We start from the raw sequence: 12,478 nt of genomic DNA, 5'->3' as shown, positions 1-12,478 counted from the left end.
CGTCTTGCCCGTAAGGCATTACCGCCTCATGGACTGGCCTGCATGGAGCGGGCGATTACGCCTCGGCAACCACGCTGACGGTACGACGCTTCTTCGGACCCTTGGTGGAAAACTCCACCTTGCCGTCGACCAGCGCAAACAGCGTGTGGTCACGACCCAGGCCGACGCCGGCGCCCGGATGGAACTGGGTGCCGCGCTGACGCACGATGATGTTGCCGGCGTCGATGGCCTGGCCACCGAAGATCTTCACGCCGAGGTACTTCGGATTCGAATCGCGACCGTTGCGCGAGGAACCTACGCCCTTTTTATGTGCCATGACTGGTTCTCCTTACTTCTTGTCGCCACCGGCAATGCCGGTGATCTCGATTTCGGTGTAGTGCTGACGGTGTCCCTGACGCTTCATGTGGTGCTTGCGGCGGCGGAACTTGATGATGCGCACCTTATCGGCGCGGCCGTGGGCCACGACCTTGGCGGTGACCGAGGCGCCCTTCAGCGCATCGCCCAGCTTGATGCCATCGCTATCGCCCAGCATCAAAATGGTGTCGAACTTGATCTCGTTGCCAGCTTCGACTTCGAGCTTTTCCACGCGGAGCGTTTCGCCCTGCGCGACGCGGTATTGCTTACCGCCGGTTACCAGAACTGCGTACATGACCAGGTGTTCCTCTGTAGTTATTATGGTCGCCTGACTTACCCGTGGGGCAGACAGGAGCGGAATTGTACTGGCCTAGCCGGTTTCGGGTCAAGTCGCAAGCGGCCTGGCCGCGACTGGCCCGCATTGGGCTGGTAGAACGCATCATCCGGCCGCCACAACGGCCCCGGCAGACTGGCATTTGGGGCAATTGCCCTCACCTAGGTCGGCGGGTAGGCTGATCGACTGCCACTCATTCCTGCTGAGCACGCTCGCACCACTGCCGGTTCGCCGGCCCGACATCGGATCCCCCATGGCGATGGATTTCATCCGCATCCGCGGCGCGCGGACGCACAACCTCAAGAACATCGACCTCGACCTGCCCCGCGACAAGTTGATCGTGATCACCGGCCTGTCCGGCTCGGGCAAGTCGTCGCTGGCGTTCGACACCATTTATGCAGAAGGCCAGCGCCGCTACGTCGAGTCGCTGTCGGCGTATGCGCGCCAGTTCCTCAGCGTGATGGAAAAGCCGGACCTGGACCACATCGAAGGCTTGTCGCCGGCGATTTCGATCGAACAGAAATCCACCTCGCACAACCCGCGCTCCACCGTCGGCACGATCACCGAGATCTACGACTACCTGCGCCTGCTGTACGCGCGCGTGGGCCAGCCGCGTTGCCCGGACCACGGCTTCCCGCTGGAAGCGCAGACCGTCAGCCAGATGGTCGACCACATGCTCACCCAGGATCAGGAGCAGCGCTACATGTTGCTGGCCCCGGTGATCCGCGACCGCAAGGGCGAGCATGCGCAGGTGTTCGAGCAACTGCGTGCGCAGGGCTTCGTGCGCGTGCGCGTGGACGGCGAGCTCTATGAAATCGATGCGGTGCCGCCGTTGGCGCTGCGCCAGAAGCACACCATCGAGGCAGTGATCGACCGCTTCCGTCCGCGCGAGGACATCAAGCAGCGTCTTGCGGAAAGTTTCGAGACCGCGCTCAAGCTCGGCGAAGGCATGGTGGCGGTGCAGTCGCTGGACGACCCGGCGGCCGCGCCGCACCTGTTCTCGTCCAAGTACAGCTGCCCGGTGTGCGACTACTCGCTGCCGGAGCTGGAACCGCGTCTGTTTTCGTTCAACGCACCGGTGGGCGCCTGCCCCAGCTGCGATGGCCTGGGCGTAGCCGAATTCTTCGACCCCGATCGTGTGGTGGTGCATCCGGAGCTGTCGCTTTCGGCCGGCGCGGTGCGCGGCTGGGACCGGCGCAACGCCTATTATTTCCAGCTGATTGCCTCGCTGGCCAAGCACTACAAGTTCGACGTGGACGCGGTGTGGAATACGCTGCCGGCCAAGGTGCGGCAGGCGGTGCTGTTCGGCAGCGGCGATGAGGTGATCAGCTTCACCTATTTCACCGATGCGGGCGGGCGCACCACGCGCAAGCACCGCTTCGAGGGCATCCTGCCGAACCTGGAACGCCGTTACCGCGAAACCGAATCGCCAGCGGTGCGCGAAGAACTGACCAAGTACGTCAGCCAGCAGCCCTGCCCCGCGTGCAACGGCACGCGCTTGAATCGCGCTGCGCGCAACGTGTTCGTGGCCGATCGCCCGCTGCCCGAGCTGGTGGTGCTGCCGGTCAACGAGGCGTTGAATTTCTTCCGCGGCCTGTCGTTGCCGGGCTGGCGTGGCGAGATCGCGGCCAAGATCGTCAAGGAGATTGCCGAGCGGCTGGGCTTCCTGGTCGACGTGGGCCTGGATTACCTCACCCTGGAGCGCAAGGCCGACACCTTGTCCGGTGGCGAGGCGCAGCGCATCCGCCTGGCCAGCCAGATCGGTGCCGGCCTGGTCGGGGTGATGTACGTGCTGGACGAGCCCTCGATCGGCCTGCACCAGCGCGACAACGAGCGCCTGCTCGGCACGCTGACGCGGCTGCGCGACCTGGGTAACACGGTGATCGTGGTCGAGCATGACGAAGATGCGATCCGCCTGGCCGACCACGTGCTGGACATCGGCCCCGGCGCCGGCGTGCATGGCGGCGAGATCTGCGCGCAAGGCACGCTGGACGACATCCTGAAATCGCCACGCTCGTTGACCGGCCAATACCTGTCGGGCAAGCGCCGCATCGAGATTCCCAAGCAGCGCCACAAGCCCAACCCGAAGATGATGCTGCATCTGCGCGGGGCCACCGGGAACAACCTGAAGAATGTCGACCTGGACATTCCCGCCGGCCTGCTGACCTGCATCACCGGCGTGTCCGGCTCGGGCAAGTCGACGCTGATCAACGATACCTTGTTCACCCTGGCGGCCAACGAGATCAATGGCGCCTCGCACACCGTGGCGCCGCATCGCGAAGTCGAAAACCTGGACCTGTTCGACAAGGTGGTGGATATCGACCAGTCGCCGATCGGGCGCACGCCGCGTTCCAATCCGGCGACCTATACCGGCATGTTCACGCCGTTGCGCGAGCTGTTCGCGCAGGTACCAGAGGCGCGTGCACGCGGTTATTCGCCGGGGCGTTTCAGTTTCAATGTGCGTGGCGGACGCTGCGAGGCCTGCCAGGGCGACGGCATGATCAAGGTGGAAATGCACTTCCTACCCGATGTCTACGTGCCCTGCGATGTCTGCCACGGCAAGCGCTACAACCGCGAAACGCTGGAGATCCGCTACAAGGGTTTCAACATCAGCGACGTGTTGCAGATGACCGTGGAAGATGCGCTGCGCCTGTTCGAACCGGTGCCGTCGATCGCGCGCAAGCTGGAAACGCTGGTCGATGTGGGATTGAGCTACATCAAGCTGGGCCAGAGCGCGACCACGCTCTCCGGCGGTGAAGCGCAGCGCGTCAAGCTGTCCAAGGAACTGTCGCGTCGCGACACCGGGCGCACCTTGTACATCCTGGACGAGCCGACCACCGGCCTGCACTTCCACGATATCGAAGCGTTGCTCGGCGTGCTGCACAAGCTGCGCGACGAAGGCAACACGGTGGTGGTGATCGAACACAATCTGGACGTGATCAAGACCGCCGACTGGATCGTGGACCTGGGCCCGGAAGGCGGACATCGCGGCGGCACCATCCTGATTTCCGGTACGCCGGAAGACGTGGCCGCGCATAAGCCGTCCTATACCGGGCAGTTCCTGGCCAAGATGCTGCCATCGGTGAAGGCGCGCGAGACGCGTCCGGCGGCGATGGCCAACAAGCCCGATGCGCGCCCGCCGCGCAAGGTCAAACCGGAGAAGGTGGGCAAGGCCGCCAAATCCGCCACCAAGAAGACTGCGAAGAAGAAGGCAAGCTGATGAGCGAACACAAGGTACTGGCACGCATTCCGATCAGCGTGCGCTGGCGCGACATGGACAGCATGGGCCATGTCAACAACGCCAAGTACATTTCCTATCTGGAAGAAGCGCGGGTGCGCTGGATGCTGGGCGTGCAAGGCGTGGCGATGACCGACCGCATCGCGCCGGTGGTGGCCGCCACCAATGTCAACTACAAGCAGCCGTTGATCTGGCCCAACGACATCACCGTCGAGTTGTTCGTCGAACGCCTGGGCACCAGCAGCGTGACCATCGGCCACCGCATCTTCGACCAGAAGGACGACAGCAAGCTGTACTCAGATGGCAACGTGGTGGTGGTGTGGATCGATACGCAGACCGGCAAGAGCGCCGCGCTGCCGGATGCGGTGCGCGCGGCCAGCAGCTGAATTCCCACCGCCTCATTCGCTGAGGCTGCAGCGCGAAAGATCGGCGGCGGCTCCGTGTGGAGCCGCCGCTTTCATTTCAATGCCGGCGCAGGCGCGCAACAGCCATCAAACACTCAAGACCCGGGCGCGCGCTTGCGTGCTTCCAAGGTGGCCTTGATTTGGCGGCCGTCCTGCAGGGTGAAGCTCACCGGCACCTGCGCGCCCTCCTGCAGCGGCGCAGTGGCGTCCATCAACATCAGGTGCAGGCCGCCCGGCGCCAACGGCACCGATTTGCCGGCCGGCAATGCCAGTTCGGGCACCGCGCGCATGCGGCTGACGCCATTGACCTGGGTGGTTTCGTGCAAGGAGACATCGGCAAACACGCTGCTGTTGGCAGCGGTGATCTTCAGCGGCTGCGCACAGCCGTTATGAAATTGCCCGAACCCGGCCGCCATGCCCATGCCACCGGGCGGCGGGATGCGGATCCAGCCATTCTTGAATTCGGGCAGGCATTGCGCCGACACGCCCGCACTTGCCACCAGCGCCAACGCCGCGAGCACCACGCCGGCACACCTAACCCGCCTGCTTCGACTGCCGTCTATCATGACCTGACCTCCAGGAGCCCCGAATGAGCATCCAGATCTTAGACCATGGCCGTCTTCGCGAAATCCGTCTGGCGCGTCCGCCGGTCAATGCGCTGGACAGCGCGTTGTGCCAGGCGTTGAGCGTCGCGGTCCAGCAGGCGGGCGAGAGCGAGCGGATTTTTTCCGGCGGCATGGATGTGCCGCATCTGCTGGCGCACGGTACCGACCGCGCCGCGCTACTGGCCAGTTGGACCGCGTTCTTCGATGCGGCGCAGGCGCTGGCCAACAGCCGCGTGCCGGTGGTGGCGGCCATCGGCGGGCATGCGCCGGCCGGCGGCTGCGTGCTGGCGCTGTGCTGCGACTACCGGGTGATGGCACGCAGTGCCGATACCGCAAGACCCTATACGATCGGCCTCAACGAGGTGCAGGTTGGCCTTGCTGCGCCAGAGGGGATCCAACGCCTATTGCGCCGCGTGGTGGGCGCGCACCGCGCCGAACGCCTGCTGATCTCCGGGCAACTGCTGCCGGCCGAACAGGCGGTGGCGATCGGGCTGGTGGACGAACTGGTCGATGGCGAGCTGGTCACCGCGCGTGCGGTGGCGTGGCTCCAGGAGCTGCAGCAGCTCCCCCGCCAACCGATGTTGACCACGCGCGCGATTGCGCGTGCCGACCTGCGCGCGGCATTGGCGCTGGAGTTGATCCAGCTGGAGCGTTTCATCGATGGCTGGTACGCGCCGGATGCGCAGGCCGCGCTGCATGGCCTGGTGGCGCGCCTGCAAAAGGCCTGAGCCCTGCCTCGCGGCGCCCATTGGGCGGGCCGGTATACTCGCGTTCCGTCGCATGCCCAGGCCAGCCCCTTGTCCGCCACCGCCGAACCCGTCGTCTCCGAACTGATCAGCCTGCTGTCGCTGGAGCGTCTGGAAGACAACCTGTTCCGTGGCCAGAGCCGCGACATCGGCACCAAATACGTGTTCGGCGGGCAGGTGCTGGGCCAGGCGTTATCGGCAGCGCAGGCCACGGTCGAAAACGGCCGCCAGGCGCATTCGCTGCATGCGTATTTCCTGCGTGCCGGCAGTATCGACCACCCCATCGTCTACGACGTCGACCGCACCCGCGATGGCGGCAGTTTCTCGGTGCGCCGGGTTACCGCGATCCAGCATGGCAAGGTGATCTTTTTCTGCGCGGCTTCGTTCCAGGAGCGCGAAGATGGCGCCGAGCATCAGTCGGCGATGCCGGTGGTGCCGCCACCGGAAGACATCGAACCGGCCGCACCGCTGGCACCGGAAGTGTTGGCCAAGCTACCGGCCAAGGTGCAGCGTTGGCTGTCGCGCGGCGGCCCGTTCGAATTTCGCCATGTCTTTCCACGCGACGAACTCAAGCCGCCCAAGCGTCCGCCGTTCCAGCAGATGTGGCTGCGCCTGAACGATCCCATCGGCGACGATGTGGGCCTGCATCAAGCGCTGCTTGCGTACGCGTCGGATTTTCAGTTGCTCGGCACCTCGACATTTCCGCACGGCATCAGCTATTACACGCCGAACGTGCAGATGGCCTCGCTCGATCATGCCCTGTGGTTCCATCGCCCATTCCGTACCGACGACTGGCTGCTGTACTCGCTCGACAGCCCCACCGCGCAAGGGTCACGCGGCCTGGCCCGCGGGCAGTTCTTCACCCGCGACGGCGTGCTGGTGGCCAGCACCACGCAGGAAGGCCTGATCCGGGTGGTGCCTGACGGCAGCGCGATTGCCGTGCCGGCCAAGGAGTAGACCTCACGCCGCGACGGTAAGGCACGCTGCTTGATGCCAGCACGCACTCTTGGCCGGGTCGAAGGCAGCCGAGCAACGCGCCCCGCGCACTGCAGACACCGCAAGCTGGCATGCTTGCCTGCCATGGGCATGCGCATGCGATCACCTGACCACACCACTCGCACCTTGATGTTTCATCTTGAACTGGCGCCTCAACGGTGCCACCTGTTCCGGACCCAACGGCGTTTTCCACCATGCGCAAGATCTTCAGCAGTCAACGTATCGAAACCGCCGAAGGCGTGGCCAATCTGTTGCGCGATGCGGGAATCGAGATCCGCATCAGCAACGGTCGCTCTTATCAGAGCAAGCGCGGCGGCCAGTTCAGCTACCTGGAGCAGAGCAACGCCCAGGCGCAGCCCACCGTCTGGATCGTGCATGCCAACGACCAACCGCGCGCACGCGAGCTGTTGCGCGACGCCCGCCTGCTGGACACCACCCGTCGCGACCTGCCGAATGTGGAATACACCTTCCGCGACGGCGAAAACGGCTCCAGCTCCAGTGCGCGCAGCTGGGCCTGGCGTATCCGCCTGGTGTTGCTGCTGGTGATCGGCGCCGTGGCGATGGTGGTGGTGATGCGCCATCGCAGCGCGCCGACGCAACTGGCACCAGCAGCCCAGCCGGCATCGCAACGGACGCCGACGCCAGATGGCGCACCACCGGCAGCAGAAGACGACGAAGTGCGCGTACGGATCCAGCCGACCCGCTGAACGCAGCTGGCCAGCGCGGCCATCCGCTGGTACGACAAGCATGCTCGTCGGCGCGGTCACATCCGTTGCCGGCCTGCGTCATGCTGGCACCAGGACATGGATTGCGCCGATGAACGCCGACACGCTGAATCTGATGTTGCAACGCGACCTGCCCAGCGCCGCGGCTGGCTGCCAGCAGGCTTACGGACGCATCGTGCTTGCCTGCCAGAACACGGTGACTGCGATCGCGCTGGCGATCACCCGCGACCTCGCGGCCAGCGAAGACATTGCCCAGGAGGCCTTCCTGCGTGCCTGGCAGCGGCTGGGGCAACTGCATCAGCCGGCCAGCTTCCTGCCCTGGCTTCGTCAGATCAGCCGCAACCTGGCGCGCGACTGGCTGCGCGCCAACCGCCATCGTGCGCTCGGTGGTGGGGCGGCGGAGCTTGCCATCGCGATGGCAGCCGACCCGGCGCCCTCGCCCGCCGACCAGTTGCTGCAGGTGGAAGAAGAGATCGCGGCGCTCGACATCATTTCTGCACTGCCGGAAGAAAGTCGCGAAACGCTGCTGTTGTATTACCGCGAAGGCCAGCGCTCGCAACAGGTTGCCTCGCTGCTTGGACTCAGCGATGCAGCGGTGCGCAAGCGCCTGTCGCGCGCACGTGCCAGCGTACGCAGCGAGCTGCTGCGCCGGTTCGGCGAATTCGCGCGCGGCAGCGCCCCCGGCGTGGCGTTCGCCAGCGCAGTAAGCTCGGCCAGCCTGTTGGGCGCGCCGGGCAAGGCTAGCGCGGCCGTTGTGCTGACGGGCATCGGAGGCGCGGGCAAACTAGGCGCGAGCGGGTTGAGCGGCTCGGCGCTTGGTGGGAGCGGCGCCGCGGGCGCACTCAGCCTCTGGCTCGGCATGCCGGCCCTGTTCGCTGCGTGCGCAGTGCTGGTTGCCGGGATCGGCACCTACTGGTCGTACTGGTACCTGCTGCGCTTCGCACAGAGCGCCAGCGAGGCAGCGGCGATCCGTCGGTTCGTGCACGTCACCACGCTGACCTCGGTGCTGGCGTGCGGCAGCACGCTGGTGCTGAAACACCTGCAGGCGGGCGCATGGGCATCGGTTCTGGCGCTGTGCGCAGGCATGGCGGTGCTCAACTATCAATCCCTGCGCGTCCTGCCACGTGTCATGCGCCCCATGCTCAAGCGCGATGCGCGCAGACGCGGCGTCACCCGGGCACCGCTGTTATACCGCTGCATGTTCAGTCCAGGCGCGATGCTGGTGAGCACTGCGGCTGTCATTGTGCCCGTCGTGCGGCACTACATGCAGTTGGGAATGCTCTGAGCCGACCGGATATCACCGCAGGAGACGATGACACGCCGGTGCGGGCCAAGTGAGCGCAGACGGAGCAACCCTGCGTATGGCAGCCTGGTGGCATGGGCGATGAGAACCGGTTCAGTGCGATGCGCGTGCGGCGGTGAGCCCGTAGCAAGCAACGTCGCATGATCCGAAGTGATGGGTTCGTATCCGACTGTCGCCGTCATCGGGCAGCGCCCGCGCTGCTATAAGCAGGCAGGATTCAACCAGACCACGGAGTCATGAAGTGAAGGCAAGCCTGTTCACCAGTCTGCTGATGATGGTCAGCATGAGCGCGCATGCGGACGGACTCACCAAGTCCCCCGATGGCAAGACGCTATCGGTGAGTTTCGGAGCACCCACCTTCAAGCAGGTGCTTCACTACCGCAAGCTCTACGACAAGAAGCCCTTCCCCGATGCGGAAATCTATTATTTCAGCAACGGCATGTACAAGATCATTTCCCAGGGCGAAAACCATTACGGCGTTTATGTCCTGCAGGGAACATTCGACGACCAGAGCTACACCATCCGGTTCATTTCCCTGCCCTCGGAAGACTGGGGCAACAAGACCGCGTTCCATCAGCTGACCTTCGTGCGCGGCGACAAGCAGAATGTCTTTATCCAGAACGCCATCGTCGACACCGGCGAAGCGATCGCGCAGCAGAACGGCACCTACACGCTGGAGAAGAACACCGTCTCCAATCCGGTTCCCACGTCCTGGAAGCACGACTGAGCGTTGTAGCCGCGCTCAGCGTCTGCCCCAAACGCAAGCGCCCTCCCGCCAGGCGGAAGGGCGCGGTCGATCGGCGCCTTGTTACGTACTGCAAATCGCGGGGTGAACTCACCGCTCACCCAAGCGGCACTCGCCGATACGCAGCGAGCGCCGCACTCGGCGATGCCTCAGCGGTTGGCCGCAGGTGCGCTCGCCGGTGCCGGCTTGCCATCGTCGCCGTGCCTGCCTATCCCACCCGGTCCGTGCCCGCCACGCCACTTGGACGCGGCATCGAACTCGGCCTTGCTCAACTTGCCGTCCTTGTCGGTGTCGGCCTTGGCGAACCACGCATCGCGATGCTGCTGCATGCGCAATTCACGGTCGGCACGGTCGACGAATCCGTCCTTGTTGAGATCCATCTGGTCGAAGCGCGCAGCGAACTTGGGGTCGGCCTTGGCTTCTTCGCGGCTGATACGGCCGTCCTTGTTGGTATCGAGCTTGGCCATCCATTCGCCACGTCCGCCGCGCCCCGGGCCACGATGGTGCGGGCGCTCGTCGCGCGACAGCTTGCCGTCCTTGTTGGTGTCCAACGTATCGAACTGCGCGGCCAGCGTCGGATCGGCAGCCGCTTCGCTGCGGTCGATCACGCCATCGCCGTTCTTGTCGAGCTTGGCAGGCCGCGGCGCATCGCCGGGAGCCGGCACAGTGGCGGCGAATGCGGTGCCAGCGGACAGCGCGGCCAGCACGGCCAGGGCGAGAAAGGGTTTGCGTGACGTCATGAGACACTCCTGAAAGATAGGAACCACACGCGGCACCTGCATGGGCCGCATCGCGTGGGTGGTGCGTGCGGATCATCCGTGCGCTGCCACCAACACCCCCATCAACGAGCCATCGATGCGTGCGTTGACGCCCAGGCCGGACGTATTCATCCGGCGGACAGTCGCCGCTGATGCGACGCTCAGGCGCTATCCTTCGGCCATGGCCATCCATGCCGACACCCACGACGACCTGCGCCTGTTCCAGACCGGCGAGCATGCCTGTGGCTATTGGTCCGACCGGCAGGCGCGCGATCTGGTGCTGGATCCGCACGATCCGCGCCTGGGGGCGATCTATCCGCAAGCGCTGGCATGGGGCTTCCGTCGCTCCGGCGACCTGGTCTACCGGCCGCACTGCGAACGGTGCCGTGCCTGTGTGCCGGTACGCATCGCGGTGGATGCGTTCCACCCGGACCGCAGCCAACGCCGTTGCCTGGCGCGCAACCAGGATCTGGTGGTCCGCGTGGTGGCCGCCGAGCGCACCGACGAACAACTGGCGCTCTATCGCCACTACCTCAAGCACCGACATCCCGGCGGCGGCATGGACGAACATGGCGCCACCGAGTTCGACCAGTTCCTGATCGGCGGCTGGTCGCACGGGCGCTTTCTGGAGATCCGCGAACCAGCCATCGCCCACCTGCCCGGCCGGCTGCTGGCAGTTGCAGTGACCGATGTCACCGGGCATGCGTTGTCGGCGGTCTACACGTTCTACACGCCGGAGGCGGCAGCGCGCAGCCTGGGCACGTTCGCGATCCTGCAGCAGATCCAGTGGGCGCAACGCGAGCGACGCGCGCACCTGTATCTGGGGTACTGGATCGATGGCCACGCGAAGATGAACTACAAGCGCCGCTTCAGTGCACTGGAAGCCTACGATGGTCGCCACTGGCGCGGCTTGCCCGCTCACGCATCGGTCGACTGAACCGCCGGATTGCGACATCGGCGTGTCGCATCCCGCATGCGAGAATCTCGCAATGATCAAACCTTTCCTGCTGCTGACGCTGACCGCCTTGTGCGCGGCCTGCGCCCACCCCGCGCCCTCGCCCAAGATGCAGATCGACACCCTCGCCGCCCGGCCGGCCGCGGCACAGCTGCGCATCGCCACCTACAACACCTCGCTATATTCGGACGAGGCCGGCGGCCTGATTCGCGAGCTGCAGGGCGATAGCGCGCATGCGCGCAAGATCGCTGCGGTCCTGCAGCGCGTGCGCCCGGATCTGGTGCTGCTCAACGAATTCGACTTCGACCCGGAACACCGCGCTGCCGATCTGTTCCAGCAACGCTACCTGCAGGTCGCCCAGCCGGGCGGCGGCGAGGCGTTGCGTTATCCGTACCGCTATCTGGCACCGGTCAACACCGGCGTGCCGAGCGGCCTGGATCTGGACAACAACGGCAGCACCGGCGGCGAAGGCCGCGCGCGTGGCAACGACGCGTGGGGCTACGGGCTGCATCCTGGCCAGTACGGCATGCTGGTGTTGTCGCGCTACCCGATCGATGCGCAGGCGGTGCGAAGCTTCCAGCTGCTGAAGTGGAGCGCGCTACCCGGCGCACTGCGGCCAATCGATCCGGCCAGCAAGACGTCGTACTACAGCGATGCCATCTGGGCACAGCTGCGGCTTTCGTCCAAATCGCATTGGGATGTGCCGGTGCGCACGCCGCTGGGCGTCGTGCATGCGCTGGTGTCGCACCCCACCCCGCCGGTGTTCGACGGTGCCGAGAAACGCAACGCCGCGCGCAACCACGACGAACTGCAGCTGTGGCGCGCGTATCTGGACAACGCACCCGAAAGCCAACGCTGGCTCTGCGACGACAAGGGCGGCTGCGGTGGTCTGGATAGCGATGCGCGCTTCGTCATCCTGGGCGATCTGAACAACGACCCGGTCGATGGTGCCGGCCGGCATGCGGCGATCCGCGCCTTGATCGACCACCCGCGCGTCCTTCACTACCCCACCCCGCGCAGCGATGGCGGCCCGGAAAAAACCGCCGAATACGCCGCACTGGGCATCGCCCACAGCGGCGACCCGCACCAGGTCACCGGCGACTTCGGCCCGCAGGCCGGCACCATGCGCCTTGACTACGTGCTGCCGTCGCGCCAGTTCACCCTGATCGGCAGCGGCATTTTCTGGCCGGCCAGCAGCGCACCAGAAGCGGCGATTGCCGATGGCAGCGACCACCATGCGGTGTGGGTGGATGTGGCTAGCAACTAAGCAATCGTACCGAGGCTCCGAGATGTCACGCTCTGGGCCTGGTGTCGA

The 12,478-nt window shown here is 65.5% G+C and carries 13 protein-coding genes; 9 read left to right on the top strand and 4 right to left on the bottom strand.

What is annotated here, in order from left to right; all coding sequences use genetic code 11:
• Nucleotides 1–55 precede the first annotated feature (55 nt).
• A complete protein-coding gene (rpmA, locus tag ACCQ15_RS06170) occupies nt 56–316 on the bottom strand; it encodes a 50S ribosomal protein L27 (protein WP_003484326.1) in 261 nt (86 codons plus the stop codon).
• Between the two features lie 12 nt (nt 317–328).
• The gene (rplU, locus tag ACCQ15_RS06165; protein WP_003484328.1) at nt 329–649 is read right to left on the bottom strand and encodes a 50S ribosomal protein L21; all 321 of its coding nucleotides are present in this window, start codon (nt 647–649) and stop codon (nt 329–331) included.
• Between the two features lie 292 nt (nt 650–941).
• On the opposite strand from rplU, the gene uvrA reads away from it, so the two are divergent.
• Nucleotides 942–3,908 carry an excinuclease ABC subunit UvrA gene (gene uvrA / locus ACCQ15_RS06160; protein WP_008574733.1) on the top strand — a complete coding sequence of 989 codons (2,967 nt, stop codon included), beginning with the start codon at nt 942–944 and terminating at the stop codon, nt 3,906–3,908.
• Nucleotides 3,908–4,312 (top strand): acyl-CoA thioesterase, encoded by a 405-nt coding sequence (locus tag ACCQ15_RS06155; RefSeq protein WP_007967522.1) that lies wholly within the window; start codon nt 3,908–3,910, stop codon nt 4,310–4,312. Before uvrA ends, ACCQ15_RS06155 begins: the two co-directional genes overlap by 1 nt.
• 113 nt (nt 4,313–4,425) lie before the next feature.
• On the opposite strand, the gene ACCQ15_RS06150 is transcribed toward ACCQ15_RS06155, so the two are convergent.
• Nucleotides 4,426–4,854: a copper chaperone PCu(A)C gene (locus ACCQ15_RS06150; RefSeq protein WP_014089634.1), complete on the bottom strand. Its 429-nt coding sequence runs from the start codon at nt 4,852–4,854 to the stop codon at nt 4,426–4,428.
• A 65-nt stretch (nt 4,855–4,919) separates the two neighbouring features.
• Between ACCQ15_RS06150 and ACCQ15_RS06145 the strand changes: the two genes are divergently transcribed.
• From ACCQ15_RS06145 to ACCQ15_RS06125, 5 genes are all read left to right on the top strand, one after another.
• Nucleotides 4,920–5,663, top strand: coding sequence for an enoyl-CoA hydratase/isomerase family protein (locus ACCQ15_RS06145; protein ID WP_372381333.1), 744 nt, complete (start codon nt 4,920–4,922; stop codon nt 5,661–5,663).
• 69 nt (nt 5,664–5,732) lie between these two features.
• Nucleotides 5,733–6,638: an acyl-CoA thioesterase II gene (tesB, locus tag ACCQ15_RS06140; RefSeq protein WP_372381332.1), complete on the top strand. Its 906-nt coding sequence runs from the start codon at nt 5,733–5,735 to the stop codon at nt 6,636–6,638.
• A 233-nt stretch (nt 6,639–6,871) separates the two neighbouring features.
• The gene (locus ACCQ15_RS06135; RefSeq protein ID WP_011346745.1) at nt 6,872–7,384 is read left to right on the top strand and encodes a putative signal transducing protein; all 513 of its coding nucleotides are present in this window, start codon (nt 6,872–6,874) and stop codon (nt 7,382–7,384) included.
• Between the two features lie 109 nt (nt 7,385–7,493).
• Complete coding sequence (locus ACCQ15_RS06130; protein ID WP_303400633.1) at nt 7,494–8,687, top strand: RNA polymerase sigma factor; 1,194 nt, start codon at nt 7,494–7,496, stop codon at nt 8,685–8,687.
• Nucleotides 8,688–8,946: 259 nt separating this feature from the next.
• Nucleotides 8,947–9,432, top strand: a complete 486-nt coding sequence (locus ACCQ15_RS06125; protein ID WP_008574722.1) for a hypothetical protein — start codon at nt 8,947–8,949, stop codon at nt 9,430–9,432.
• A 167-nt stretch (nt 9,433–9,599) separates the two neighbouring features.
• Here ACCQ15_RS06125 and ACCQ15_RS06120 read toward each other — a convergent pair whose 3' ends face one another.
• Nucleotides 9,600–10,190, bottom strand: a complete 591-nt coding sequence (locus tag ACCQ15_RS06120) for an EF-hand domain-containing protein (protein WP_277574924.1) — start codon at nt 10,188–10,190, stop codon at nt 9,600–9,602.
• A 40-nt stretch (nt 10,191–10,230) separates the two neighbouring features.
• On the opposite strand from ACCQ15_RS06120, the gene ACCQ15_RS06115 reads away from it, so the two are divergent.
• Both ACCQ15_RS06115 and ACCQ15_RS06110 read left to right on the top strand, forming a co-directional pair.
• Nucleotides 10,231–11,145: an arginyltransferase gene (locus ACCQ15_RS06115; protein ID WP_127170706.1), complete on the top strand. Its 915-nt coding sequence runs from the start codon at nt 10,231–10,233 to the stop codon at nt 11,143–11,145.
• Nucleotides 11,099–12,430 (top strand): endonuclease/exonuclease/phosphatase family protein, encoded by a 1,332-nt coding sequence (locus ACCQ15_RS06110; protein WP_372381331.1) that lies wholly within the window; start codon nt 11,099–11,101, stop codon nt 12,428–12,430. The genes ACCQ15_RS06115 and ACCQ15_RS06110 overlap by 47 nt, the downstream gene beginning before the upstream one ends.
• Nucleotides 12,431–12,478: the final 48 nt, after the last annotated feature.

Origin of the sequence: Xanthomonas sp. NCPPB 1754 (assembly GCF_041475725.2) — a bacterium.
GTDB lineage: Bacteria > Pseudomonadota > Gammaproteobacteria > Xanthomonadales > Xanthomonadaceae > Xanthomonas > Xanthomonas euvesicatoria.
The sequence above is the reverse complement of the archived record's forward strand: the minus strand, read 5'-3'. Positions and strand labels throughout refer to the sequence as shown.

Excerpts from the sequence above, each read along its gene's own strand:
- rpmA (WP_003484326.1), bottom strand. The coding sequence starts at position 316 with ATGGCACATAAAAAGGGCGTAGGTTCCTCGCGCAACGGTCGCGATTCG.
- rplU (WP_003484328.1), bottom strand. The coding sequence starts at position 649 with ATGTACGCAGTTCTGGTAACCGGCGGTAAGCAATACCGCGTCGCGCAG.
- uvrA (WP_008574733.1), top strand. The coding sequence starts at position 942 with ATGGCGATGGATTTCATCCGCATCCGCGGCGCGCGGACGCACAACCTC.
- ACCQ15_RS06155 (WP_007967522.1), top strand. The coding sequence starts at position 3,908 with ATGAGCGAACACAAGGTACTGGCACGCATTCCGATCAGCGTGCGCTGG.
- ACCQ15_RS06145 (WP_372381333.1), top strand. The coding sequence starts at position 4,920 with ATGAGCATCCAGATCTTAGACCATGGCCGTCTTCGCGAAATCCGTCTG.
- ACCQ15_RS06135 (WP_011346745.1), top strand. The coding sequence starts at position 6,872 with ATGCGCAAGATCTTCAGCAGTCAACGTATCGAAACCGCCGAAGGCGTG.
- ACCQ15_RS06130 (WP_303400633.1), top strand. The coding sequence starts at position 7,494 with ATGAACGCCGACACGCTGAATCTGATGTTGCAACGCGACCTGCCCAGC.
- ACCQ15_RS06120 (WP_277574924.1), bottom strand. The coding sequence starts at position 10,190 with ATGACGTCACGCAAACCCTTTCTCGCCCTGGCCGTGCTGGCCGCGCTG.
- ACCQ15_RS06115 (WP_127170706.1), top strand. The coding sequence starts at position 10,231 with ATGGGCCGCATCGCGTGGGTGGTGCGTGCGGATCATCCGTGCGCTGCC.
- ACCQ15_RS06110 (WP_372381331.1), top strand. The coding sequence starts at position 11,099 with ATGGTCGCCACTGGCGCGGCTTGCCCGCTCACGCATCGGTCGACTGAA.